This window comes from Streptomyces sp. Y1 (genome assembly GCF_041053115.1).
In the GTDB taxonomy this organism is placed as follows: Bacteria; Actinomycetota; Actinomycetes; order Streptomycetales; family Streptomycetaceae; genus Kitasatospora; species Kitasatospora rubellomurina.
This window is the reverse complement of the sequence record NZ_CP163445.1, coordinates 8,010,197-8,032,801: the sequence shown is the minus strand read 5'-3', so window position 1 is coordinate 8,032,801 and position 22,605 is coordinate 8,010,197. Positions and strand designations below refer to the sequence as shown.

22 protein-coding genes are annotated in these 22,605 nt (G+C 73.4%); 7 read left to right on the top strand and 15 right to left on the bottom strand.

Annotated elements, in window-relative coordinates:
- Positions 1-57 precede the first annotated feature (57 nt).
- The 6 genes from AB2U05_RS35045 to AB2U05_RS35020 all read right to left on the bottom strand — a co-directional run bounded on the left by AB2U05_RS35045 (position 58) and on the right by AB2U05_RS35020 (position 8,202).
- A complete protein-coding gene (locus AB2U05_RS35045) occupies positions 58-732 on the bottom strand; it encodes a CBS domain-containing protein (protein WP_045692485.1) in 675 nt (224 codons plus the stop codon).
- A 70-nt stretch (positions 733-802) separates the two neighbouring features.
- Complete coding sequence (locus AB2U05_RS35040) at positions 803-1,252, bottom strand: universal stress protein (protein WP_045692484.1); 450 nt, start codon at positions 1,250-1,252, stop codon at positions 803-805.
- 120 nt (positions 1,253-1,372) lie between these two features.
- Entirely contained in the window at positions 1,373-2,131 is a 759-nt protein-coding gene (gene pflA / locus AB2U05_RS35035; RefSeq protein ID WP_369185499.1) for a pyruvate formate-lyase-activating protein, read from the bottom strand.
- Positions 2,128-4,419 carry a formate C-acetyltransferase gene (gene pflB, locus AB2U05_RS35030; protein WP_369185498.1) on the bottom strand — a complete coding sequence of 764 codons (2,292 nt, stop codon included), beginning with the start codon at positions 4,417-4,419 and terminating at the stop codon, positions 2,128-2,130. The genes pflA and pflB overlap by 4 nt, the downstream gene beginning before the upstream one ends.
- A gap of 14 nt (positions 4,420-4,433) precedes the next feature.
- Positions 4,434-7,097 carry a bifunctional acetaldehyde-CoA/alcohol dehydrogenase gene (gene adhE, locus AB2U05_RS35025; protein WP_369185497.1) on the bottom strand — a complete coding sequence of 888 codons (2,664 nt, stop codon included), beginning with the start codon at positions 7,095-7,097 and terminating at the stop codon, positions 4,434-4,436.
- Positions 7,098-7,341: 244 nt separating this feature from the next.
- A complete protein-coding gene (locus AB2U05_RS35020; protein ID WP_369185496.1) occupies positions 7,342-8,202 on the bottom strand; it encodes a universal stress protein in 861 nt (286 codons plus the stop codon).
- 113 nt (positions 8,203-8,315) lie between these two features.
- On the opposite strand from AB2U05_RS35020, the gene AB2U05_RS35015 reads away from it, so the two are divergent.
- Positions 8,316-8,483, top strand: a complete 168-nt coding sequence (locus AB2U05_RS35015) for a hypothetical protein (protein ID WP_157881982.1) — start codon at positions 8,316-8,318, stop codon at positions 8,481-8,483.
- Between the two features lie 180 nt (positions 8,484-8,663).
- On the opposite strand, the gene AB2U05_RS35010 is transcribed toward AB2U05_RS35015, so the two are convergent.
- The 3 genes from AB2U05_RS35010 to argF are packed head-to-tail and all read right to left on the bottom strand — an operon-like array spanning position 8,664 to position 11,480.
- Positions 8,664-9,455: an HPF/RaiA family ribosome-associated protein gene (locus AB2U05_RS35010; RefSeq protein ID WP_369185495.1), complete on the bottom strand. Its 792-nt coding sequence runs from the start codon at positions 9,453-9,455 to the stop codon at positions 8,664-8,666.
- Between the two features lie 25 nt (positions 9,456-9,480).
- Positions 9,481-10,473, bottom strand: a complete 993-nt coding sequence (locus AB2U05_RS35005; RefSeq protein WP_369185494.1) for a carbamate kinase — start codon at positions 10,471-10,473, stop codon at positions 9,481-9,483.
- A gap of 2 nt (positions 10,474-10,475) precedes the next feature.
- The gene (gene argF / locus AB2U05_RS35000) at positions 10,476-11,480 is read right to left on the bottom strand and encodes an ornithine carbamoyltransferase (protein WP_369185493.1); all 1,005 of its coding nucleotides are present in this window, start codon (positions 11,478-11,480) and stop codon (positions 10,476-10,478) included.
- Between argF and AB2U05_RS34995 the strand changes: the two genes are divergently transcribed.
- The gene (locus tag AB2U05_RS34995; protein ID WP_369185492.1) at positions 11,479-11,706 is read left to right on the top strand and encodes a glycine zipper domain-containing protein; all 228 of its coding nucleotides are present in this window, start codon (positions 11,479-11,481) and stop codon (positions 11,704-11,706) included. The genes argF and AB2U05_RS34995 overlap by 2 nt on opposite strands.
- Here AB2U05_RS34995 and AB2U05_RS34990 read toward each other — a convergent pair.
- On the bottom strand, positions 11,621-12,844 hold the full coding sequence (locus tag AB2U05_RS34990) for an arginine deiminase (protein ID WP_045692477.1): 1,224 nt from the start codon (positions 12,842-12,844) through the stop codon (positions 11,621-11,623). The two genes, AB2U05_RS34995 and AB2U05_RS34990, sit on opposite strands and share 86 nt — an antisense overlap.
- 33 nt (positions 12,845-12,877) lie before the next feature.
- Positions 12,878-14,263, bottom strand: a complete 1,386-nt coding sequence (locus tag AB2U05_RS34985) for an amino acid permease (protein ID WP_078859580.1) — start codon at positions 14,261-14,263, stop codon at positions 12,878-12,880.
- Positions 14,264-14,560: 297 nt separating this feature from the next.
- Between AB2U05_RS34985 and AB2U05_RS34980 the strand changes: the two genes are divergently transcribed.
- Positions 14,561-15,775, top strand: a complete 1,215-nt coding sequence (locus AB2U05_RS34980) for a hypothetical protein (RefSeq protein ID WP_369185491.1) — start codon at positions 14,561-14,563, stop codon at positions 15,773-15,775.
- A gap of 90 nt (positions 15,776-15,865) precedes the next feature.
- Here the strand turns inward: AB2U05_RS34980 and AB2U05_RS34975 are convergent, their stop codons facing one another.
- Positions 15,866-17,548: a GAF domain-containing protein gene (locus AB2U05_RS34975; protein ID WP_369186049.1), complete on the bottom strand. Its 1,683-nt coding sequence runs from the start codon at positions 17,546-17,548 to the stop codon at positions 15,866-15,868.
- Positions 17,549-17,765: 217 nt separating this feature from the next.
- On the opposite strand from AB2U05_RS34975, the gene AB2U05_RS34970 reads away from it, so the two are divergent.
- Both AB2U05_RS34970 and AB2U05_RS34965 read left to right on the top strand, forming a co-directional pair.
- The gene (locus AB2U05_RS34970) at positions 17,766-18,200 is read left to right on the top strand and encodes a hypothetical protein (protein WP_045692475.1); all 435 of its coding nucleotides are present in this window, start codon (positions 17,766-17,768) and stop codon (positions 18,198-18,200) included.
- A 60-nt stretch (positions 18,201-18,260) separates the two neighbouring features.
- Positions 18,261-18,410: a hypothetical protein gene (locus AB2U05_RS34965; RefSeq protein WP_369185490.1), complete on the top strand. Its 150-nt coding sequence runs from the start codon at positions 18,261-18,263 to the stop codon at positions 18,408-18,410.
- 36 nt (positions 18,411-18,446) lie between these two features.
- Here the strand turns inward: AB2U05_RS34965 and AB2U05_RS34960 are convergent, their stop codons facing one another.
- Together AB2U05_RS34960 and AB2U05_RS34955 are read right to left on the bottom strand one after the other, a co-directional pair.
- The gene (locus AB2U05_RS34960; protein ID WP_369185489.1) at positions 18,447-19,217 is read right to left on the bottom strand and encodes an alpha-ketoglutarate-dependent dioxygenase AlkB; all 771 of its coding nucleotides are present in this window, start codon (positions 19,215-19,217) and stop codon (positions 18,447-18,449) included.
- Positions 19,201-20,361 carry a hypothetical protein gene (locus AB2U05_RS34955; RefSeq protein WP_369186048.1) on the bottom strand — a complete coding sequence of 387 codons (1,161 nt, stop codon included), beginning with the start codon at positions 20,359-20,361 and terminating at the stop codon, positions 19,201-19,203. The genes AB2U05_RS34960 and AB2U05_RS34955 overlap by 17 nt, the downstream gene beginning before the upstream one ends.
- Before the next feature lie 451 nt (positions 20,362-20,812).
- Between AB2U05_RS34955 and AB2U05_RS34950 the strand changes: the two genes are divergently transcribed.
- Together AB2U05_RS34950 and AB2U05_RS34945 are read left to right on the top strand one after the other, a co-directional pair.
- The gene (locus AB2U05_RS34950) at positions 20,813-21,205 is read left to right on the top strand and encodes a DUF302 domain-containing protein (RefSeq protein WP_045692473.1); all 393 of its coding nucleotides are present in this window, start codon (positions 20,813-20,815) and stop codon (positions 21,203-21,205) included.
- Between the two features lie 10 nt (positions 21,206-21,215).
- Complete coding sequence (locus tag AB2U05_RS34945) at positions 21,216-22,064, top strand: universal stress protein (protein ID WP_369185488.1); 849 nt, start codon at positions 21,216-21,218, stop codon at positions 22,062-22,064.
- 11 nt (positions 22,065-22,075) lie between these two features.
- Here the strand turns inward: AB2U05_RS34945 and AB2U05_RS34940 are convergent, their stop codons facing one another.
- Positions 22,076-22,582, bottom strand: a complete 507-nt coding sequence (locus AB2U05_RS34940) for a winged helix-turn-helix domain-containing protein (protein WP_244178602.1) — start codon at positions 22,580-22,582, stop codon at positions 22,076-22,078.
- Positions 22,583-22,605 lie beyond the last annotated feature (23 nt).

The following is a 22,605-nucleotide window of genomic DNA, read 5'->3' as shown; positions in this document are numbered from 1 at the left end:
ACCGGCACCGGTCGCCGTCGAGATTCGACGGCGGCCGGTGCCGGTCGCTGCGGCGGGTCAGCCCGCCCAGGACGGGTCGACGCAGGCGTCCGCACGGTGGCCGAGGCGGTTGGTGACGTCGACGACGCCGTCCACGCCGCGGCACAGGCGCTCGATCACCGGGACCAGGCTGCGGTCGCCGACCGTTCCGGTGAGGGTGACGCAGCCGTCCTGGACCCGGACGTCCACGGTGTCCGGCTCGATGCTCAGGGTCCGGCGCAGCACCTCCGCCCGGATCTCCTCGCGGATCGCCCGGTCCTGCCGGAGGAACACCCGGAGCAGGTCGCTACGGCTGAGGATGCCGACCAGGCGGCCGGCCTCGTCGACGACGGGCAGCCGCTTGACGCGCTCGCCCTGCATCAGCCGCGCCGCCTCGACCACCGTCCACTCCGGGCGCGCGCACACCGCCGGGCCGGTCATCAGGCCCACGGCCGTGGTCGCCCGGCTGCGGGCGCGCTCGCGGGGCGGCAGGTTCGGGGCGAGCAGCAGTCCGGCCGGGTCCTCCTGGGCCGCCTCGTTGAGCAGCAGGTCGGCCTCGGAGACCACGCCGAGCGGCCGGTCCTCGTGGTCCAGGACGGGGACGGCGGTGATGTCGTGCTCGGCGAGCAGGCGGACGATCTCCTTGAAGCCGGTGTCGGGCCGCACGTGCACGACGGCCGAGGTCATCAGTTCTCCCACGATCCGGTGTCGCATGGTCGGGTCACTCCTTTCCGGTCGGCGGCGAGGCCGTGTGTCGGGGTACGGGGTTCAGGGGATGGGCGGGTCAGGCCTCGGGGTGGCGGACCACGACCACGGGGCAGGGCGCGTGCTGGACGCAGTGCTGGCTGACGGAGCCGAGCAGGGCGCCGGTGAAGCCGCCGTGGCCCCGGCTGCCGACGACCAGGAGCTCCGCGCCACGGGCGGCGTCCAGCAGGCACTGCACGGCGCCGCCCTCCACCACCAGGGCCTCGACCTCCGCCTCGGGGTCGGTGTCCGCCACCTGCCGGACGCAGTCGTCTAGGATCTTCCGGTAGCTGCCGGACAGGTCCTCGTACTCCATCACCGGCACGACCCAGCCGGTGGCCACCGGGTACTGCCACGCGCTCAGCGCCACGACGACGGCGCCCCGGGCGCGGGCGTGGCCGACCGCCCAGCGCAGCGCGTCGACCGAGGCCGGGGACCCGTCGACTCCGACCACGATCCGCGGCTGCTCCGACGCGTTCTGCTCGCTCATGGTTGTTCTCCCTCGGTTTCTCGTGTGCATCCAGGATCCGGATTCCGGCGGCGGCCTCGAAGGTCCGAACGGGCCCTGACCGCAGGGACCTTCAGCCCCGATCCGGCCGGCGCGGGAGGGTCAGACGGCGTGCAGGCCGTGGGCGGCGAACACCGCGCGCGCCGCCTCCGTCCGCTCGCGGGTGGGGGCCGGGGTGCCGGCCAGGGTGCACTCCAGGTCGAGGGCGCGCCACTTCGCCAGGCCGAGGCGGTGGAAGGGCAGCACGTCGACCCGGGTGACGTTGCCGAGCGAGGCGGTGAAGGCCGCGACTCCCTCGACGTTCTCGGCGGGGTCGGTCAGGCCGGGGACGAGGACGAACCGGACCCAGACCTCCTTGCCGAGGCCGGCCAGCCGGCGGGCGAAGTGCAGGGTGGGGGCGAGTTCCCGGCCGGTGAGGTGGCGGTAGAGCGCGCGGTCCCAGGACTTGATGTCGAGCAGGACGAGGTCGGTGTCGGCGAGCAGCGCGTCGGTGGCGCGGGCGCCGAGGAAGCCGGAGGTGTCCAGCGCGGTGTGCAGGCCGAGTTCGTGCTTGAGGCGGTGCAGGAGTTCGCCGGTGAGGACGGGTTGGAGGAGCGGCTCGCCGCCGCTGACGGTGGCGCCGCCGCCCGAGGCGCGGATGAACTCGACGTACTTGGCGGCCTCGGCGAGGATCTCGTCCGCGTCGGCGCGCCGGCCGTCGCGCAGGTGCCAGGTGTCGGGGTTGTGGCAGTACAGGCAGCGCAGCGGGCAGCCGGAGAGGAACGCGACGAAGCGGGTGCCGGGGCCGTCCACGCCGGTGGACAGGTCCCAGGAGTGGAGCCTGCCGGCGACCGGCGCGGCGGCGGTGGGCGCGGCCGTCACAGCGAGCCGTGGAAGGTGCGGTTGACCACGTCGAGCTGCTGCTCGCGGGTGAGCCGGACGAAGTTGACCGCGTAGCCGCTGACCCGGATGGTCAGCTGCGGGTACCTCTCCGGGTGCTCCATGGCGTCCAGCAGGGTGCCGCGGTCGAGCACGTTGACGTTCATGTGGAAGCCGCGGCAGGTGGTGTAGCCGTCCAGCACGCCGACCAGGTTGTGCACGCGCTCCTCGGGGGTGCGCCCGAGCGCGTCCGGCGTGACGGTGTTGGTGAGCGAGATGCCGTCCTCGGCGTGCTCGTAGGGCAGTTTGGCGACGGACAGCGCGCTGGCCACGTAGCCGTGGCGGTCCCGCCCGTTCATCGGGTTGGCGCCGGGCGAGAACGGCTCGCCGGCCCGGCGGCCGTCCGGGGTGTTGCCGGTCTTCTTGCCGTAGACGACGTTGGAGGTGATGGTCAGCACGGACTGGGTGTGCTCGGCTCCCCGGTAGGCGGGGTGGCGGCGCACCTTCGCCATGAACTCCTCGACCAGCCGGACGGCGATCGCGTCGGCGCGGTCGTCGTTGTTGCCGTAGGCCGGGTAGCCGCCGTCGACCAGGTAGTCGGTGACCAGCCCGGTCTCGTCCCGCACCGGCCTGACCTTCGCGTACCTGATCGCGGACAGCGAGTCGGCGGCCACGGCGAGCCCGGCGATGCCGCAGGCCATGGTGCGCCGCACGTCCCGGTCGTGCAGGGCCATCTCAAGGCGCTCGTAGGCGTACTTGTCGTGCATGTAGTGGATCACGTTCAGCGCGTGGACGTAGGTCTCGGCGAGCCAGTCCAGCTGCTGGTCGAGCCGGGCCAGGACCTCGTCGTAGTCGAGCACCACGCCGCCGACCGGGGTGGTGGCCGGGCCGACCTGGGCACCGGTCAGCTCGTCCCGGCCGCCGTTGATCGCGTAGAGCAGCGTCTTGGCGAGGTTGACCCGGGCGCCGAAGAACTGCATCTGCTTGCCGACCTCCATGGCGGAGACGCAGCAGGCGATCGCGGTGTCGTCGCCGAAGCGCGGGCGCACCAGCTCGTCGGACTCGTACTGGATGCTGGAGGTGTCGATCGACACCTTGGCGCAGAACTCCTTGAACCCGCGCGGGAGTTGCGGGGACCAGAAGACGGTCATGTTGGGCTCGGGCGCCGGGCCGAGGTTGTAGAGGGTCTGCAGGTAGCGGAAGGACGTCCGGGTGACCAGCGGACGGCCGTCCTGGCCCATGCCGCCGATCGACTCGGTGACCCAGGTCGGGTCGCCGGAGAACAGCTGGTCGTACTCGGGGGTGCGCAGGAAGCGGACGATCCGCAGCTTGATGACGAAGTCGTCGACCAGCTCCTGCGCCTGACGTTCCGTCAGGACACCGGCATCCAGGTCGCGCTGGAGGTAGACGTCGAGGAAGGTCGACGTCCTGCCCAGCGACATCGCGGCGCCGTTCTGCTCCTTGACCGCCGCCAGGTAGGCGAAGTAGAGCCACTGGACGGCCTCGCGGGCGGTCGAGGCCGGGCCGGAGACGTCGTACCCGTAGGCCGCGGCCATCTCCTTCAGTTCGCCCAACGCCCTGATCTGCTCGGCGAGTTCCTCCCGCTCGCGGATGGTCGACTCGACCAGGGCCGGGTCGGCGGGCGCCGGGTCGAGCGCCGCCTTCTCGGCCCGCTTGGCCGCGATCAGCCGGTCCACGCCGTACAGCGGAACGCGGCGGTAGTCGCCGATGATCCGGCCGCGGCCGTAGGCGTCCGGGAGCCCGGTGACGACGCCGGCCTTGCGGGCGGCCAGGATCTCGGGGGTGTAGGCGTCGAACACGCCGTCGTTGTGGGTCTTGCGGTACTCGGTGAAGACCTTCTCCAGCTCCGGCGACACGGGGTAGCCGTAGGTCCGCAGTGCGCCGGCGACCATCCGCCATCCGCCGTACGGCATGATCGCCCGCTTCAGCGGGGCGTCGGTCTGCAGGCCGACGATCAACTCCCGTTCCCGGTCGATGTATCCGGGCGCGTGCGCGGTGATGCTCGACGGGGTGTCGTACGCGATGTCGAGGACGCCCTTGGCGCGCTCCTCGGGGAAGCGGTCGGTGATGCGCCGCCACACCGCCAGGGTGCGCTCGGTCGGGCCGGCCAGGAAGGCGCTGTCGCCCCGGTAGGGGGTGTAGTTGTGCTGGATGAAGTCGCGGACGTCGATCGCGTCCCGCCAGTAGCCGCCCCGGAAGCCGTCCCAGGCCGTGCGGGAGTCCGCGGTGCGCTCGTCGGTGGTGCGCTCGTGCTGCTGCGAGGTGGTCATCTCGGTGTCCTCTCTCAGGCCTGGTCGCCGTAGTACGCCTGGCGCATCAGCTGCTGCATGTCCGCGAGCATCGGCATCCGCGGGTTGGCCGGGGCGCACTGGTCCTCGTAGGCGTTCATCGCCTGCCGCGGCAGGGCCGCCAGGAAGGCGGTCTCGTCGACGCCCGCGTCCTTGAAGGAGCGCGGGATGCCGACCTTGTCGCGCAGTTCCTCGACCGCCGCGGCGAGGGACTCCACGCCCTGCTCGGGGGTGTCGGCCGGCAGGCCGAGCATCCGCGCGATCGCCCGGTAGCGCTCGGGGGCCTGGTAGCTCCCGTACTTGGGCCAGCCGGTGACCTTGGCGGGCGCCGCGCCGTTGTAGCGGATCACGTGCGGCAGCAGGAGGGCGTTGGTCCGGCCGTGGGCGACGTGGAAGGTCCCGCCGAGCGTGTGCGCCATGGCGTGGACCACGCCCAGGAAGGCCGAGCCGAAGGCCATGCCCGCGATCGTGCCCGCGTTGTGCATCTTCTCGCGGGCGAGCGGGTTGTCCGGGCCGTTGGTGACGGCCTCCTCAAGGTGGTCGAAGATCAGCCGGATGCCCTGGAGGGCGAGGCCGTCGGTGAAGTCGTTGGCGTAGACCGAGACGTAGGTCTCGATGCAGTGGGTGAGCGCGTCGAAGCCGGAGTCGGCGGTGACGTGCTGGGGCAGGCGGGTGGTGAGCGCCGGGTCGACGATGGCCACGCTCGGGGTGAGCGCGTAGTCCGCGAGCGGGAACTTCTGGCCGGTGGCGGTGTCGGTGATGACGGCGAAGGGGGTGACCTCGCTGCCGGTGCCCGAGGTGGTGGGGATGCACACCAGCTTCGCCTTCTCCCCCAGGTCGGGGAAGGTGAAGGCGCGCTTGCGGATGTCGAAGAACTTCTCCTTCAGGTCCGCGAACTCCACCTCCGGGTGCTCGTACATCAGCCACATCACCTTGGCGGCGTCCATCGGCGAGCCGCCGCCGAGGGCCACGATGGTGTCCGGCGCGAAGTCCCGCATCAGCTCGGCGCCCCTGCGGACGGTGTCGATGCTCGGGTTGGGTTCGACGAAGTCGACGACCCGGACCTCGACGGGCTCGCGACGCCGGTCCAGCACGGCGCGCACCCGCTCCAGGTGGCCGATCTCCACCATCGTCCGGTCGGTGACGACCACGACGCGGTGCGCGTTCGGCATGCTGGCCAGGTACGTGACCGAGTTGCGCTCGAAGTAGATCTTCGGCGGGACCTTGAACCACTGCATGTTGGTGTTGCGCCGCCCGATCCGCTTGATGTTGACGAGGTTCAGCGCCGAGACGTTGCCCGCCACCGAGTTGTGCCCGTAGCTGCCGCAGCCGAGGGTCAGCGAGGGCGTGAAGGCGTTGTAGACGTCGCCGATGCCGCCCTGCGAGCTGGGCGCGTTCCAGATGATCCGGCAGGCCTTGACGGCGTGCCCGAACTCCTCGACGAACGCCGCGTCCTCGGTGTGCACCGCCGCCGAGTGCCCGAGGCCGTTGAACTCGACCATCGCGCGGGCGAGTTCGACGCCCTCCCGGCGGGTGGGAGCGGTCAGGACGGCGAGCACCGGGCAGAGCTTCTCGCGGGTCAGCGGCTCCCGCGGCCCGACCGCGTCGCAGTCGACGAGGATCACCGAGGTGTCGGCCGGCACCTCGAACCCGGCCGCCTCGGCGATCTGCGCGGCCGAGCGGCCCACCACGTCGGCGTTCAACCGCTCCCCGGCGCAGGAGGAGCCGTCGCCCGTGCCGAACAGGTGGCGCTCCAGCAGCGCCTTCTCCCCCGCGTCCGCGTGGTGGGCCTTCAGCGTGCGGAACTCGGCGAGCGCCGCGTCGCGGATCTCCGCGTCCAGGATCACCGCCTGCTCGGAGGCGCAGATCATGCCGTTGTCGAAGGACTTCGACAGCACGATGTCGTTCACCGCCCGCCGCAGGTCCGCGCTGCGCTCCACGTACGCCGGGACGTTGCCCGCGCCGACGCCCAGCGCCGGCTTGCCGCAGGAGTAGGCGGCCCGCACCATCGCGTTGCCGCCGGTGGCGAGGATGGTGGCGACGTCCGGGTGGTTCATCAGGGCGTGGGTGGCCGCCATCGACGGCTCCTCGATCCACTGCACGCAGTGCGCCGGGGCGCCCGCCGCGACCGCCGCGTCCCGCACGATCCGCGCGGCCTCGGCCGAGCAGCGCTGGGCCGAGGGGTGGAAGGAGAACACGATCGGGTTGCGGGTCTTGAGGGCGAGCAGGCACTTGAAGATCGTGGTCGAGGTCGGGTTGGTCACCGGGGTGATGCCCGCGACCACGCCGACCGGCTCGGCGATCTCCACGATGCCGTCGATCTCGTCCCGGTGCACCACCCCGACCGTCTTCGTCCGGGCCATCACGTGGGTGACGTTCTCGCAGGCGAAGACGTTCTTCACCGCCTTGTCCTCGAACAGCCCCCGCCCGGTCTCCTCCACCGCCAGCGCGGCCAGCCCGGTGTGCCGCTCCAGCGCGGCCAGCGAGGCCTTCTTGACGATGTGGTCGACCTGGTCCTGGGTGTAGTCCGCGTACGCGGCGAGCGCCGTCAGCGCGTCGGCGACCAGCGTGTCGACGACGGCCTCGGGGCTCGGCGCCGCGTCCGGGTGGGGGGCCGGGCCGGAGGAGGGCTGCTCCTCGGTCTGCGGGCGACGGGGCATGGCTACGACCACCTTTCGGTTCGTCATCAGGGCTCGCGCGAGCGGCTGTCCCGCTCGCGCTGCCACCTCCACCCTCCCCCGGCCGGCCCTGCCCGGGACCCTGCCGAAGGGGCACACCCGGTAGTCGAAGGTCCCGTCTCCGGGGACCGCTGGTCCCGGCCGAGCGCCCGCACGGAAACGCCGAGGCGGCCGCGGCGCCGACGTGTTCGTCGGTGCCACGGCCGCTTTCCGTACGCCGATGGGCTCAGTCGTGCGGCACGACCGCCACCGGGCCGTGCGCGTGGTGCAGCACGGCGTGCGCCACGCCGCCGAGCCAGGGCGCGGCCGCGTGCAGCCCGGACGTCCGGCGGCCCACCACGGTCAGCGCGGCGCCCCGGGACGCCTCCACCAGCGCCCGCCCGGCCGGCCACGCCGTCACCTCGGCCTCGACGCGGACCTCGGGGTGCTTCTCCCGCCAGGGCGCCAGCGTGTCCCGCAGGCGCGTCAGCTCCGCCTCCGCCAGGGCGTCCCTGATCTCCCGCTGGTCCACCGGCCCCTCCGTCACGTACGGCCCGGACTGGTACGTCCGGCTCTCCAGCGCCCGCAGGGTCGCGCCGCGCGCGGCGGCCTCCGCGAAGGCGAAGGAGAGCAGCTCGCCGCAGGGCCGCGCGCTGTCCAGCCCGACCAGCACGTCGCCGCCGGCGGCCCCCTGGCCCTCCGACCCGGCCCGCACCAGCACCACCGGGCAGTGCGCCCGCGCCGCCGTGCGCAGCGCGGTCGAGCCGACCAGCAGCCCGGCGAACCCGCCGGTCCCGCGCGAGCCGACGACCGGCAGGCTGTCCCGCCAGCCGGCGGCGGCCAGCGCGTACGCCGGGTTGCCGGGGACGTGCCGGCAGGTGAGCTCCAGGCCCGGCAGGACGCCCGCGATGTGGTCCCGGACGGCGAGCACCGCCTGCGGCAGGGGCTCGACGGCCTCGTCCGGCTCCGTGGGCGCGAACTCCTCCTGCGCCCCGACGTGGAGCATGCACAGGGGCCGGCCGCTGCGCTCGGCCTCCCGCGCGGCCCACTCGGCGGCGGCCCAGCTCGCTTCCGAACCGTCGACTCCGACCACTACGGCGTGCGACATGACGACGCTCCTCCCTCGTTCACCGGTCGCGGCGCAGCTGCACGCGACCCTCGGTGTCCTGCTCCACACTCCCGCTCGCCCCGGGAGGGCCACAGGGGCCGAGCAGCCCTCCGGTGCGGTCCGAAGGTCCCTGCCGCTCCCCCGGTCCGCCCGAACGGCCCTGGTCCGAGGCCGTCACCGCCTACCGCCTGCTCGGGCTCGACCTGCCCGTCCCGCCGGTGCACCACGCCCTGACCGAGCCCGACGCCGTCCTCGCCGCCCTCAAGACCGCCTTCGCCTGAGCCCCCCGGTAACTCGAAGCCCTCCCCGGATCGCCGATCCGGGGAGGGCTTCTTGCTGCCCGCGACACGGGCACGCCCCGAGGCAGCAGACACAAAGCAGCGCCGGGAGCGGCCCCACCCGCTCCCGGCGCTCTGCATGGGCCCGGTCCGGCCCCCACGACCGGCCGGGCCTCACCCGCGTTACTGGTCCACGGGAGTGATGAGGCCGTAGTGGCCGTCGTACCGGTGGTACAGGACGTTGCCCCGGCCGGTCGCGGCGTCCGTGAAGAAGACGAACGGCAGGCCGCCCAGGTCCAGGCGCGCGGCCGCCTCGGCGACGGTGAGCGCGGGGGCGCCGGCGGCGGTCACCGGGAGGCCCGGGTCGGTGTCGGGCGTGGTGCCGGCCGAGGTGATCCGGTACTCGCCGGTCGCCGCGTCCCGGTGGACGACGCTCTCGTGGCCCGTCGCCGTGTCGGTGTACAGGTGGAAGTCGTAGTCCATCGCCTCCAGTTCGAACACCGCCGACCAGCCGGTCTGCCGCGCGAGGCTGTAGGTCTTGTGCCGCACGACCCGGCGCTCCTCGACGCCCAGCGCGCGGCGCTGCGGCCGATGCTCCTGCCCGGTGGGCGCGGGCACGACCGCGGGCGTCTCGGCGTGGTGGCGGTGGTGGTGCTTCCGGTGGGTCCGGACGCGGGCGATCCGGGCGTTGAGGCGGTCCTGGAGCAGGTCGACGGCCTCCTGCATGGTGGTGGCGGCGACCTGGGCCCGTACCGGCCGTCCGTTGAGGTCGATCACGGCCTGGGCGATCGACGGCCTGGCGACGGCGTGGTTGGCCTCCTGGGTGAGCTTCACCCGGGCCGCGAGGACCGGCTCGTCGAGGCGTTCGAGGACGGCGTGCAGCTTGGTGCGGGCGTAGTCGGGCGCGGCCGGCGAGACTTCGCCGCGGGTCGCCACCAGGACGTCGGTGGCGGGCCGGCTCTGCAGACGGGTCATCAGGGCTCTCCTTTGCGGGTGGTTCTCAGACTGCCGCGTGCCGGTCGGCGGGGCCGAGGGCTGAAGGTCCCTTCGGCAGTGCCTCGGGTCCCGGTCCCGCGGGTGCCGGCAGCGCGCGGATGGTGGTGCCGGTGGTGCCGAGGATGGTGCCGAGGGCGTCGTCGAGGGGGCCGATGGCCGCGAGGCCGCCGGTCCGTTCGGCGAAGGCGGCGGCCTCGGCCTTGGGGCGCATCGACCCTTCCGGGAGGTCCAGTTCGCGCAGCCGGCCGGGGGTGGCGGTGACCAGCGGGCCGGGGCGGGTGGTGCCGAAGCGGGTGAACACGTGGGTGACGTCGGTGAGGATCAACAGGGCGTCGGCGTCGAGCTGTTCGGCGAGCAGCGCGGCGGCCAGGTCCTTGTCGACGACGGCCTCGATGCCGCGCACCAGGCCGGTGTCCCGGTCCCGGGTGACCGGGACTCCGCCGCCCCCGGCGGCGATCACGACCGCTCCGGTCGCCAGCAGGGCCCGGACGGCGGGGAGTTCGACGATCGCGGTGGGGCGGGGCGAGGGGACGACCCGGCGCAGGTGTTCACCGTCGCGCGCCGTGGTCCAGCCGCGCTCGGTCTCCATCGCCCTGGCCTGCCGCTCGGTGAGCCGCCCGCCGATGAGCTTCCCGGGACTCTCGAACGCGGGGTCGTCCGGGTCCACCTCGGTGTGGGTGGTCAGCGCGGTGACGGCCCGGCCGGGCAGCCGGCCCAGGAGCTCGCGGACGAGCAGGGTGGCGATCATGCCCTGGGTCTGGGCGCCGAGGACGTCCAGCGGGTAGGGCTCGGTGAGCTCCGGGTCGCTCTCGCTCTCCTGGGCGAGCAGGCCGATCTGCGGCCCGTTGCCGTGGGTGATCACCAACTCGTGTCCGGCGGTGACGAGTTCGGCGAGCGAGCGGGCGGCGTCGTGGACGTGGTGCTGCTGGACGGCGGCGTCGGGGTGTTCACCCCGCCGGAGCAGCGCGTTCCCGCCGAGGGCGGCGACGATGCGCATGGTCACTTCCTCCCGAGGGTGGCGACCAGGATCGCCTTGATGGTGTGCATGCGGTTCTCGGCCTGGTCGAAGACCAGCGAGGCCGGCGACTCGAAGACCTCGTCGGTGACTTCGAGGCCGTCGAGCCCGTGCTCCTCGGCGAGTTCGGCGCCGAGGTCGGTACGGCGGTCGTGCAGGGCGGGCAGGCAGTGCAGGAAGGCCGTGTCGGGGTTGCCGGTGGCCGCCAGGGTCTTGGCGTTGACCTGGTACGGCAGCAGCCGGGCGATGCGCTCGGGCCAGCGGGCGTGGTCCTCGCCCATGGAGACCCACACGTCGGTGTAGAGGTAGTCCGCCCCGGTCACGGCTTCCTCGACCTCCTCGCAGAGCGTGAGCCGGGCGCCGCTGTCCCGGCCGAGCCGGAGGCAGTCGGAGACCAGCGCGGGGGCGGGCCACAGCTCGCGCGGGGCCGCGACGCGCACGTCCATGCCGAGCAGACTGCCCATGACCGCCAGGGAGTTGGCGGTGTTGTTGCGGGCGTCACCGAGGTAGCAGAAAGAGATCTCCTCCAGCGGTTTCCCGGCGTGCTCGCGCATCGTGAACACGTCGCACAGGCTCTGGGTGGGGTGGCACTGGTCGGTGAGGCCGTTGTAGACGGGGACTCCGGCGTGGGGGGCGAGTTCGGTGACGGCGTCCTGCTCGAAGCCGCGGTACTCGACGGCGTCGTACATCCGGCCGAGGACCCGGGCGGTGTCGGCGATGCTCTCCTTGTGGCCGAGGTGCGAGCCGTCCGGGCCGAGGTAGGTGGTCATGGCGCCCTGGTCGGCCGCGGCGACCTCGAAGGCGCAGCGGGTCCGGGTGGAACTCTTCTCGAAGATCAGGGCGATCCTGCGGCCGGTCAGCCGGGGTGTCTCGGTGCCGGCCTGCCGGGCGGCCTTCAGTTCGGCGGCGAGGTCGAGCAGGTGGTGGATCTCGGCGGCGGTGAAGTCGAGTTCGCGCAGGTAGTGGCGGCCGGTGAGGTCGACGGTCATGGCGGTTGCTCCTCGGGTGATCGGCTCGGTGGCCGGCTCGGTGGCCGGCTCGGTGGCCGGCTCGGTGGTCGGCTCGGTGGTCGGCTCGGTGGTCGGCTCGGTGGTCGGCTCGGTGGCCGGCTCGGTGGCCGGCTCGGTGGTCAGTTGGCGGGGTCGCGCTCGATCGGACAGCTCATGCAGCGCGGGCCGCCCCGGCCGCGGCCGAGCTCGGAGCCGGCGATGGTGACGATCTCGACGCCCTGCTTGCGCAGGTACGTGTTGGTGGTGGTGTTGCGCTCGTAGCCGACGACGACGCCGGGCTCCAGGGCGAGGAAGTTGCTGCCGTCGTCCCACTGTTCGCGCTCGGCGGCCCGGGCGTCCTGCTCGGCGGACAGGAAGCGGACCTTGTCCAGGCCGAGCGCCTCGGCGAGCGAGGCGGCGAGGTCGGTGTCGGCCCGCACGTCGAAGCCGGCGGGGCGTTCGGGCGCCGGGGTGAGGGTCCAGGAGCGCAGGTCGTCCGCCAGGCCCGGGTAGACGGTGAAGGTGTCCCGGTCGATCATCGTCAGGACGGTGTCCAGGTGCATGAACGCCCGGCTCTCCGGCAGACGGACGGCGATCAGCCGGTGCGCGGTGCCGGTCAGGAAGAGCTGCTGGGCGAGGGTCTCGACGGCCTGCGCGGTGGTGCGCTCGCCCATGCCGACCATGACCACGCCGGGGGCGACGACGTGCACGTCCCCACCCTCCAGGGTCAACCCGGGGGCCGTGGTGGTGCCGTCGAGCAGCGGGGGCGCGGTCTCGGCGAACAGCGGGTGGAAGCGGTAGATCGCGGCGGTGTGCAGGGTCTCCCGCCGGCGGGCCGGCCTGGCCATCGGGTTGAGGCTGTAACGGCCGCCAATCCAACAGGAGTTGTCGCGCGGGAAGAGCTGGTTGGGCAGTGGCGGGAGGGCGAAGTCCTGCTCGCCGAGGGTGCTCCAGAGCAGGCTGCGGGGGGTGCGCAGCGGCAGGTCGGCCTTGAGGACCCCGCCGATCAGGTACGCGGCGAGGGTGGCGCCGTCGAGCTGTTCGCTCAGCTCCCGGACCGGCTCGACGAGCGCGGGCCCGACGACGGCGGGGGTGACGACCTGGCCGAGCAGCCAGGCCCGGGCGGGCGGCAGGTCGAGCGTCTCGGCGAGCAGGTCGGCGTAGTGGTGGACGCGCACGCCGTGGTCGCGCAGCACCTGGGCGAAGGCGTCGTGCTCCTCGCGGGCTCGCTTGGCCCACAGGATGTCGTCGAAGAGCAGGTCGTCGACGTTGCGGGGGGTCAGCCGGGCGAGTTCCAGGCCCGGGCGGTGCAGGATCACCTGCCGCAGGCGGCCGGCCTCCGAGTCGACGCGCAGAGTGGACATCTCGGTGTGCTCCCTCGTGGTCAAGGACGGTTCTCAGTGCTGGTGGCGCGGCGTCATCGGCCGGACGTGCGGCCGCTTCAGCCAGATGTGGACGGGGATGCCGAGCAGGACGGCGAACAGGCCGTAGTAGACGGTCTGGTAGCCGCTGCCCTGGATCGACCAGTAGGAGAAGGCCAGGGCCAGGACGGTGACGGCCGTGTCGCGCAGGAGGCGGCGCCGGTCCAGTTCCGCCCGGCCGTGCTGCGCCAGCCAGTACAGCTGGGCGGCGGCCGAGACGAGATACGGGATGACGGCGGTGAGCACGCTCAGCAGCACGATCTCGGTGAACACCCGGGTGAAGCGGGTGTAGCTGATCACGGTGAGCGCCGAGGCGAGCACCGTCGCGGAGACGATGCCGAAGGCCGGCACCTCGCCGCGGCCCCGGGTGCCGGCGAAGGCGGACGGGAACAGCCCGTCCCGGGCGGCGGCCATGGGCATCTCGGCGCAGATCAGCGTCCAGCCGTTCAGCGCCCCGAGCCCGGAGACGATCGCGGCGACGGCGACCAGGTTCCCGGCCCAGTGCCCGCCGGCGATGCCGTTCATGGCGTCGGTGAACGGCGCGGCGGAGGAGCCGAGCCGGTCGTGCGGGACGGTGCCGAACACCGCCAGGGTGCCGAGCAGGTAGATCGCCGCGCAGGCCAGGGTGCCGTACACCGTCGCCCGCGGCACGTTGCGCTTCGGGTCGCGCACCCGCCCGGCCGCCACCGAGGCGGTCTCCAGGCCGATGTAGCTGAACAGCGCGATCGCCCCGGCCGCCGAGACGGCGCCCAGCGCCGAGCCGCCGCTCGCGTTGAAGGCCCCGAAGTTGCCGGACTTCACGAACAGCAGGCCGGCCGTGGCCATGAACGCCAGCGGCAGGAACTTCAGCACGGTGGTGACGACCTGGAAGGCCCCGATCGCGCGCACCCCGGTCAGGTTCACGATCGCGGGCAGCCACAGGCCCACCAGGGCGATCGCGATCGAGGCCCAGGTGTGGTGGCCCTTGTTGACGAACACCTCGACGTAGCCGACCCAGGCCACCGCGATCGCGGCGTTCCCGGCCCAGGCCGTGATCCAGTACGACCAGGCGGTGAGGAACCCGGCGAACTCGCCGAACGCCTCCCGGGCGTAGACGTACGGGCCGCCGCTGCCCGGCACCCGCTCCGACAGGCGGCCGAAGGTCACGGCGAGCGCCAGCGCGCCCACGGTGACCAGGACGAAGGCCACCAGCGCGATCGGCCCGTACGGGGCGAGCGCCGAGGGCAGCGCGAACACCCCGGTTCCGATGATGCTGCCGACCACCAGGGCGGTGGCGCCGGGGAGCCCGAAGGTCCCGCCGCGCCGGGGCGTCCCGTCGTCCGCCGTGCTCTCCGGTGGTCTTGCGCGGTCGCGTACGGACATCGGGGACTCCTTCGCCGGCTGCTGGATCCCGGGGACCGGGCCGGTCCTCGCGGTGGTGTCGCTGAAGATCCTCGACCCGCCGGGCGGCGCGCCCCAGGGGCCGACCGTCCCGGTCACCCACGCCGGCGGTCCCTGCCGCACCCACCCGATGGTCCCGGGCGTCCACCGGGGCGGCGGGGGGCCTCCGCGCGGGTGAAGCTCCGCCGGAACGTTTCTCCAGTGGCGGAATGCGGCGAGTCCGTGGCGAAACGGTGTGGTCCGATGGGATGCACGTCCGTTTCGTCCCGAGAGGACCCCATGCCCTCCTCATCCGTCAGCCGTGCCGCCGCCACCCGCCTGACCGCCCGCCGGGCCGTCGTCGTCGGCACCGCCCTCGCCGCCGCCGCGGGCCAGTTGCTGGTCGCCCCCACGCTCGCCGACGCCCGGGGCTCGGGCTCGTCGAAGGCCGACCCGCGAGCCACGACCATCGCCTCGAACCCGCTGCCCTTCACCACCCGTTTCCAGGGTGACTTCCACGGTTCCATCACCCGGATCAGCAACTCGCTGATGACCTGTGACGAGACCAAGGCCCCCCTGGACCCGGCCCAGGTGCCGTGCGAGCAGGCCCGCCAGGGCCTCGGCCCGATGCCGATCAACAACAAGTACGAGATGAAGTACATCAACATCGACCCGGGCTCGATCGGCCCGGAGGGCGATGCGATCTACTCCGCCAGCTCCGCCGACCTCGGCCTGCTCGACGGCTCCAAGGTCAAGTACGCGCGGCTGTACTGGGGCGGCACCCGCGGCATCGGCGACACCGTGCTGCCGGAGAGCCAGATCGACGGGGTCTACCTGAAGATCCCGGGCGAGGCGCAGTACCGGGCCGTCAACAACGACCAGCCGTCCATCGGCTACATCACCACCGACGTGGAGAGCAGCTACCAGGCCTCCGCCGACATCACCGACCTCGTCAAGCAGGCCGGCAACGGCACGTACACCGTCGCCAACATGGACTCGGTGGTCAAGCCGCACAGCTGGGGCGGCTGGACGATCGTGGTCGCGTACGAGAACGACTGCAAGCCGATGCGCCACATCCACCTGTGGGACGGCTTCCAGGTCGAACTGCCGGACAGCCCGCAGCTGGACATCCACCTGGGCGGGCTGCAGACCCCGCACAGCGGCCCGGTCGGGGGCAAGCTCGGCTTCGTCGTCTACGACGGCGACCTCAAGTGGACCGGCGACACCCTGTCGGTCAAGTCCACCAACGGGCCGTCGACGCTCTTCCAGGACGTCAACCACGCGCCGAACGACGCCTTCAACTCCACCATCGAGGAGCTCACCCCGGCCGACCAGTTCGCCCGGAACCCGTACAACCGCAACAACTTCGGCTACGACTCCAACCGCTGGGACATCTCGCCGTTCCTGCGCAACGGGGACACCGACCTGACCGCCACCTTCAACACCCAGAAGGACGGCTACGACATCGGCGTCTTCTACGCCTACGTCAACCTGGACGGCTCGACCGACGTCTGATCCGCCGCCCGCCCCCGGGTGCTCCGGGCCCGCCCTCGTCCGCTCGACGAGGGCGGGCCCCACCACGTGACCGTCCGCCGCCGCCCGGCCTCACGCCAGCGGTGCCGACCAGAGCAGCCGGGTGCCGCCCCCGACCGGAGCGGTCACCTCGAACACGCCGCCGAGGGCCTGCGCCCGCTCGGCGAGGTTGCGCAGACCGCTGCGCCGCCCCTGCTCCGGGATGCCGACGCCGTTGTCCTGCACCGTCAGCACGACCTGCGTCCCGGTGGCCTGCAGCACGACCTCCACCCGGTCCGCCCTCGCGTGCCGGGCGGCGTTGCTCAGCGCCTCCCCCAGCACGGCCACGACGTGCTCGGCGACCTCCGCCGGGACGTCGGTGTCCAGCAGGCCCTCCATGCTCAGCCTGGGCGGGAAGCCGAGGACGGCCTGGGCGTGCTCGACGGCCCGCGTGGCCCTGGCCCGCAGGCCCTGCCCGGCGCGCTCCTCGCGGGCGCGGAGCCCGAAGATCGTCGAACGGATGATCTTGATGGTCTCGTCCAGGTCGCCGACCGCGCGCAGCACCCGGTCCGAGGCCCCCTCGTGCTCGACGAAGCGGGCGGCGCTCTGCAGCGTCATCCCGGTCGCGAAGAGCCGCTGGATGGCCAGGTCGTGCAGGTCGCGGGCGATCCGGTCGCGGTCCTCCAGCATGGCCAACTGCTCGGCGTCCCGGCGGCGTTCGGCCAGTTCCAGGGCGAGCGCGGCCTGGTCGGCGAAGCCCAGCAGCGGGCCGGTCTCGCGGTCGGTGAACTCGGGCCGGCCGGTCTCCCTGGCCAGCAGCAGCACCCCGTCGATCTGTCCCTCGGCCCGGCCCAGCGGCACCGCGACCGCCGCGCCGAGCCCGTCGAAGCGGCGCGGTCCGGCGGACAGCCGCGGATCGCCGGCCAGGTCCGCCGTGGTCACCGGCATCCCCGAGGCGCAGGCCTCGCCCGACAGCGAGCCCTTCAGCGGCACCACCAGGCCCGTCCGGCCGGCCGCGTTGCCGCCGAGGGCGAGCTCCACCCGCACGGTGTCCGTCCCGGCCACCGGCACGGAGACGTCGGCGAGGTCGGCGCCGGTGATCTCCCGGGCCCGCTGCGCGATCAGCTCCAGCACCTCGGACCGGGAGCCGCCGGACAGCAGGGCCCGGGTGATCTCCGCGCTCGCGCCCAGCCAGCGCTGCTGGCGCTGGGCCTCCTCGTACAGCCGGGCGTTGTCGATCGCCACGCCGGCCGCCACCGCCAGGGTGGAGATCACCGCCTCGTCGTCGGCGTCGAACTCCTCCCCGCCCTGCTTGTCGGTCAGGTAGAGGTTCCCGAAGACCTCCTCGCGCACCCGCACCGGCACGCCCAGGAAGGTCCGCATCACCGGATGGTGCGCCGGGCAGCCCACCGACGACGGGTGCTCGGAGAGGTCCTCCAGCCGCAGCGGGGCCGGGCGGTGGATCAGCTCGCCGAGCAGGCCGCGCCCGGTCGGGTACGGGCCGATCCGCGCGATCTCCTCCTCCGACAGGCCCACCGTGAGGAATTCCGACAGCGTCTCGCCGTCCGGCCCGATCACGCCCAGCGCCGCGTACCGCGCGTCCACCAGGACGGCGGCCGCCTCCACGATCCGGCGCAGCACCTGCGTCAGGTCCAGTTCCCGGCCGACCGACAGCACGGCCTCCAGCAGGCTGTGCACCCGGTCCCGGGTGCCCCGGGCGGCGTCGATCCGCGCCTGGAGCTCCTCCAGGAGTTCGTCCAACCGCAGCTGCGGCATCCGCGGCCGCACTCCGTCCCCGCCCACACGAGCCTCCTGCCGCTCTGGTTCCCGGACGGGTCGATTCTCGCAGAAGCCGGCCGCCCGCCGTCCAGGCCGCCTCCTCCCCCGACCGGCAAGAGCGCAGGCCAGGGCCTGTGGGGCGGCCCGCGCGGCCGGCTGCCTCTACGCTGGTCCCGGGCGGCCGCCCGCCGCGCACCGACTCCGGGGGGACAGCGTGATCCGCGTACAGCAGCGCACCTACACCTTGATCGCGTGGCCGTGGAGCACCATGCGGTGGGCCGAGGTCCCCGAGGGGCTCGCATTCACCCTGTACGACGTCGTCCAGCCGATGGTGCGCGGCGTCGAGGTGCCCGGCACCCCGCAGGACGCCGCCCGGTGGAAGACGGCCCACGACGCCTACCAGAGCCTGCTGAGCGACGCCGAGGACGTCGTGCGCCACGCCCACGGCGTGCGCTGCAAGGCCGGCTTCATGGTGGACCACCGCTCGGTGCGCCTGCTCCGCTACGGCATGCTGCCCCACCGCAGCGCCCGCTCCCGGCGGCTGTTCGCCGAGTGCGCGGCGCGGATGCGCACGTACGAGGAGGCGTACCGGCCCGTCCTCGAGGAGATCGAGGCCCGTCTCCCGCAGGCCTCCGCCGACCCGTCCTGACCCGCCCGTCGCGGACGCCCGGACGTCCGGACGGCCCAGCGGTTCGGCACGATGCTCGACATGATCGCCACCGGCCGACTCGCCCCGGGCCGGATCGTCACCCGCACCGTCGGCCTCCACCAGGCGAGCGCGGTGCTGGAGTCCCTGGAGACCTACGGGCCGACCGGCGTCGTCGTCATCGACGACTTCCGGGACCCGTCCGCCCCGTGACGCCCCGCGCCCGGGACGGCCCGCCGAGCGGCGCTCTCACACGGGCGGCAGCAGATCGCTCTCGCTGACGGTGTACGTCAGCGGGGGGTAGCCGAAGTCCGTCTCCTGGTTCTCGCGGCGCCGCAGCCGGTAGAACTCCTGCCGCTGCTCCTCGTCGGCCGCGGTGAGGCGCGCGCCCTGCGGGAGCCGGGCGTGCCCGTCGCGGAACCGCAGGAGGGTCTTCGAGGTGCGGAAGGTGACCCCCAGCCACGCGTTGTCCGCCGCCTCGGCGGGCGCGTCCAGGACGATCCGGTGCCGGAAGCGCCGGTTCGCGTCGACGGAGAACGCGACGACACCGTGGTCGACCAGCGGGATCTCGAACCTCTCGCCGTCGGCCGCCTTCGCTTCGAAGACCAGCTTCCTCGGCGGGCCGGCGTCGGGGTGCCGGTAGCAGGAGAAGACCGCGATGAACGACGCGTCCGCCAGGTCGAGGGCCTGGTCGGAGTGGGCGCCCATCCGGGTGTAGGCGTTCGTGTAGCTCTCGATGAGGGCGTTGTTGAAGGCGACGGGGATCCCCGTGCGCTCCTGGACCTGCCGGGCCAGCCGCTCGTGCACCGGCCGGAAGCGCTGTGCCGGGCTGCCGTACCGGGTGGTGGTCCGCACCAACGGCACGTCGCCCGCCTCTTCGACCCTGGTGAGGACGGCGCCTCGCCGGCCCTTCCCCAGTTCCTCCAGCCGGGCCGTCGCGGACAGCTCCGCGAAGAGGTTCCGCTCGGCCGGCAGCACGCACGACAGGATCTCGTCCGGAATCCTAGAGGTGGGGGGCACGGTAGTCTCCCGAGTTCATGCTGAAGCGGAACCGGTCGCCGTAGTCGACGAAGGCCGACGTCCGGTTCTCCTCGGCGTACAGCCTGCGCAGCTCGTCCATGCCGTTCTGCGTGGGCGGCCCCAGCTTCACCAGCTCGCCGGCCTTCTTGAGGTACGTCCGGCCGTCCCGGTGGACGGCCTCGGTGTTCGAGCAGCGCACCACGTACCCCAGGCGGGTCGGCAGCGACTCGGCGTCCAGGGCCGAGGGCCGGATCTCGTGCGTGTACAGGCGGTTGGTGGACAGCGGCATGAAGAACACCGAGCCCGGATAGAGGGTCAGGGTGAACTGCGGGGGGAGCGCGGCCCCGGCGTGCGCCTCGACCGGCTCCTTGAGGCGGAACCGGAGCCTGGTCAGCCCGCTGACGCCCTGCACGCCGTGGTCGAAGGCGTCCCCGGCCAGGGGCCGCAGCCCGTCGAGCCGGTCGTAGAAGGTGCAGAAGGCCATGATGCCGTTGCCGGGCATGTCCTTGGTCTTGTCGGCATGGGCCGAGATCCTCGCCTTGGACTGCTTGCGCCCGGGCGTGGCACCGGTGTTGTGGTAGACCTGCGCGAGCACGTGGTTGAGCGGCGCCTGGCCCCGGAAGACGGCGGCGGCCTCGCGGTTCAGGGCCTCGACGACGGCCGTGTCGGTCGGGCGGAAACCTTCGGTCGGCCCGGAGAGGTTGGTGGAGCACCGGAGCAGGCGGAAGTGCAGCTCGTCGCCGTCCCGCGTGACGGGCGTCAGGTAGATCCCGCTGCGACGGGCGCTCCCGGGCTTGGTCGACTCCGTCAGGGACTGGAACACGTGCTCCGCCCGGATCCGCCCGAAGTGGTCGGCGTCGAGGTCGAAGAAGCGGCGGTAGTACACGCCGACGCCGTGCACGCGGACGGGCACCCGGCCCACGTCCACCAGGGGCCAGGCCTCGTCGACGTCCTCCTGGTCGACCGCGAACACCCGGGCGGCCGCCCGCAGACGGCGGCCGTCGATCCCGGACAGGTCGCCGTACAGGTAGACGGTCTTCCGCCCCAGGTCGGGCGAACCGGAGGCGAGGTCCTCCGGCGTGACGACGGTCCCGAAGAACTCCCTGACCACCTCGTGATCGTGCACCGTCGAAGGCGCGACCAGGACGTTCCCCGCATCCTGGAGGCGGGCCTCTGCCGGCTGGACGGCCGGCGGCTCCTCGACACCCTCGCACGGACGCGCCACCTCGGCCCGGCCGATCCCGCCCGCGCCCACGGTCCCGATGCGTTCCACTGGCCCTCCCCCGTCGACTTCACCAGCGGTGGCCCGCGCTCCGACGCGCCGGCCGCCGCCGAGTCTAGGGCCCCCGGTGATCGCCGCGGGAACCGCGACCGCCAGGACCGCCGGGCGCCGGACGGCTACCGCCGCCCGGACCAGCGCGGCTCCACCTGCGCCCGGTCCGCCGCCCACGCGTGCTCCGCCCGGCGTTCCAGGGCCCGACTGACCACTCGCCCGGGACCGTCCGACCCGGATCCGCCGGCAGCGGGGGTGTCGCCTCGGGAGGCGCCGACCCCGGCGCCTGCCGATACTGGGGCCGGGGCCCCGAGGAGGGACCATGGAGTACGGGATCGGCGTACGGCTCCACCAGCCGTTCCGCCAGGCGGTCGACGCGGTCACCGCCGCGCTCAAGGAGCAGGGCTTCGGCGTCCTGACCACCATCGACGTCCGGGCGACCCTGCGCGAGAAGATCGGCGAGGAGATCGAGGACTACCTGATCCTCGGCGCCTGCAACCCCGCCCTCGCCCACCGCGCGCTGCGGGCCGACCGCCGCATCGGGCTGCTGCTGCCCTGCAACGTGGTGGTCCGCACGGACGGCGACACCACGCTGGTCGAGGCCGTCGACCCGCAGACGCTCGTCGCGCTGGCCGGGCCGGACGGCGGGCTGGGCGAGGTCGCCGACGAGGCGGCCCGGCGCCTCGTCGCGGCGCTCGACGCGCTGCGGGACTGAGGAGCGCGCCATGACCGGACCGGTCGTCGTCGGCGTCGACGGCTCGCCCGAGAGCCTGACCGCCTCCGAGTGGGCCGCCCGCGAGGCGCAGCGCCGGGGGCTGAGCCTCGAACTCCTGCGGGCCTGGCCCTGGCCGAAGCGGGACGTGGTCGGCAGCGACCAGACGTACCGTCACGCCCTGGCGGAACTCGCCGACCGGGAGCGGGAGTTGCGGGCCCTGGCACCCGACGTCCCGGTCTCCTCGTCGACGGTGTCCGCCGATCCGGTCGAGGCGTTGGAGACCGCCGCGCAGAGCGCCGCCCTGCTGGTGCTCGGCTCGCGCGGGCTGGGCGCCGTCCTCGGCTCCCTGGTCGGCTCGGTGAGCCAGGAGGTGCTGCGCCGGGCCGGCTGCCCGGTGGTGCTCGTCCGGGCGGGCGAGGCCGGATCGGACGGCCCGGTGACGGTCGGCCTCGACCTGGCCCACCCGGCCGGGGACGTGCTCGCCTTCGCCTTCGAGGCCGCCGCGCTCCGCTCGGCGCCGCTGCGCGTCGTCCACGTCTGGGCGCCGCCGGCCGGCAGCGCGTACCTGTCGCCCAGCGCGGTCGACGGGCAGCAGGCCGAGCTCTCCGCCGTCGAACAGGACGGGCTCGCCCGGGCCCTGGCGCCGTGGCGGGCCCGCCACCCCGGGGTGGACGTGACGGCCGAGCCGGTCCGCGGCAAGGCCGCCGTCGAACTCGTCGACGCGGCGGCGACGGCCCGGCTGCTCGTGGTCGGCCGCCGCACCCGCCACCTGCCGTTCCTCCACCACCACCTCGGCCCGGTGGCGCGCGCCGCGATCCACCACGCGCACTGCCCGGTCGCCGTCGTCCCGTACGGCTGAGCGAAGGGGCGTTACGTCCCGGCCTGCTGGTAGAGCGTCACCAGGAGGCCGTGCACGGGCTCGCCCTCGGCGTCCTCCTCCGTCTCGTCGACCAGCGCGGCCAGCGCCTCGGCGAGCCGGGCGGCCTTGGCCGGGCTGAGCCGGAGGTGGCGCAGGGTCAGGAGGTGGTCGACGGGCGAGCGGTCCAGCTCCTGGGCGACGGCGCCGAACAGCGCGGCCGTGCCCTCGGCCTGCGGTTCGTCGACGAGGAGTCGTTCGGCGGTCCGCCGGTAGTACTTCTCGGTGCCGCCGCGCACCCGCCGCGTTCCCGCGTCCTGGACCAGCCCCGCCTCGCACAGCACCCTGAGGTGGTGGGAGACGCTGCCCTTGTTGGCGCCCAATTGCGCGGCGAGGCGGCTGATCGTCGACGGCCGGCTGCTGAGGGCGAACAGCAGGCGCTGGCGCATGGGGTGGGCGAGTGCGGTGTGCTGCCCGGGTGTGCTGATCCGCTGGACGCTCTCGTCCGGTTGGTGGCTCACCGGATCAAGCGTTAAGTACGTTT

What these genes read in the sequence shown, in the direction of transcription:
- AB2U05_RS35045 (WP_045692485.1), bottom strand. Translation starts at nt 732, where the DNA reads ATGCGACACCGGATCGTGGGAGAACTGATGACCTCGGCCGTCGTGCAC.
- AB2U05_RS35040 (WP_045692484.1), bottom strand. Translation starts at nt 1,252, where the DNA reads ATGAGCGAGCAGAACGCGTCGGAGCAGCCGCGGATCGTGGTCGGAGTC.
- pflB (WP_369185498.1), bottom strand. Translation starts at nt 4,419, where the DNA reads ATGACCACCTCGCAGCAGCACGAGCGCACCACCGACGAGCGCACCGCG.
- adhE (WP_369185497.1), bottom strand. Translation starts at nt 7,097, where the DNA reads ATGCCCCGTCGCCCGCAGACCGAGGAGCAGCCCTCCTCCGGCCCGGCC.
- AB2U05_RS35020 (WP_369185496.1), bottom strand. Translation starts at nt 8,202, where the DNA reads ATGTCGCACGCCGTAGTGGTCGGAGTCGACGGTTCGGAAGCGAGCTGG.
- AB2U05_RS35010 (WP_369185495.1), bottom strand. Translation starts at nt 9,455, where the DNA reads ATGACCCGTCTGCAGAGCCGGCCCGCCACCGACGTCCTGGTGGCGACC.
- AB2U05_RS35005 (WP_369185494.1), bottom strand. Translation starts at nt 10,473, where the DNA reads ATGCGCATCGTCGCCGCCCTCGGCGGGAACGCGCTGCTCCGGCGGGGT.
- AB2U05_RS34995 (WP_369185492.1), top strand. Translation starts at nt 11,479, where the DNA reads ATGGCGGTTGCTCCTCGGGTGATCGGCTCGGTGGCCGGCTCGGTGGCC.
- argF (WP_369185493.1), bottom strand. Translation starts at nt 11,480, where the DNA reads ATGACCGTCGACCTCACCGGCCGCCACTACCTGCGCGAACTCGACTTC.
- AB2U05_RS34990 (WP_045692477.1), bottom strand. Translation starts at nt 12,844, where the DNA reads ATGTCCACTCTGCGCGTCGACTCGGAGGCCGGCCGCCTGCGGCAGGTG.
- AB2U05_RS34985 (WP_078859580.1), bottom strand. Translation starts at nt 14,263, where the DNA reads ATGTCCGTACGCGACCGCGCAAGACCACCGGAGAGCACGGCGGACGAC.
- AB2U05_RS34980 (WP_369185491.1), top strand. Translation starts at nt 14,561, where the DNA reads ATGCCCTCCTCATCCGTCAGCCGTGCCGCCGCCACCCGCCTGACCGCC.
- AB2U05_RS34975 (WP_369186049.1), bottom strand. Translation starts at nt 17,548, where the DNA reads ATGCCGCAGCTGCGGTTGGACGAACTCCTGGAGGAGCTCCAGGCGCGG.
- AB2U05_RS34965 (WP_369185490.1), top strand. Translation starts at nt 18,261, where the DNA reads ATGATCGCCACCGGCCGACTCGCCCCGGGCCGGATCGTCACCCGCACC.
- AB2U05_RS34950 (WP_045692473.1), top strand. Translation starts at nt 20,813, where the DNA reads ATGGAGTACGGGATCGGCGTACGGCTCCACCAGCCGTTCCGCCAGGCG.
- AB2U05_RS34945 (WP_369185488.1), top strand. Translation starts at nt 21,216, where the DNA reads ATGACCGGACCGGTCGTCGTCGGCGTCGACGGCTCGCCCGAGAGCCTG.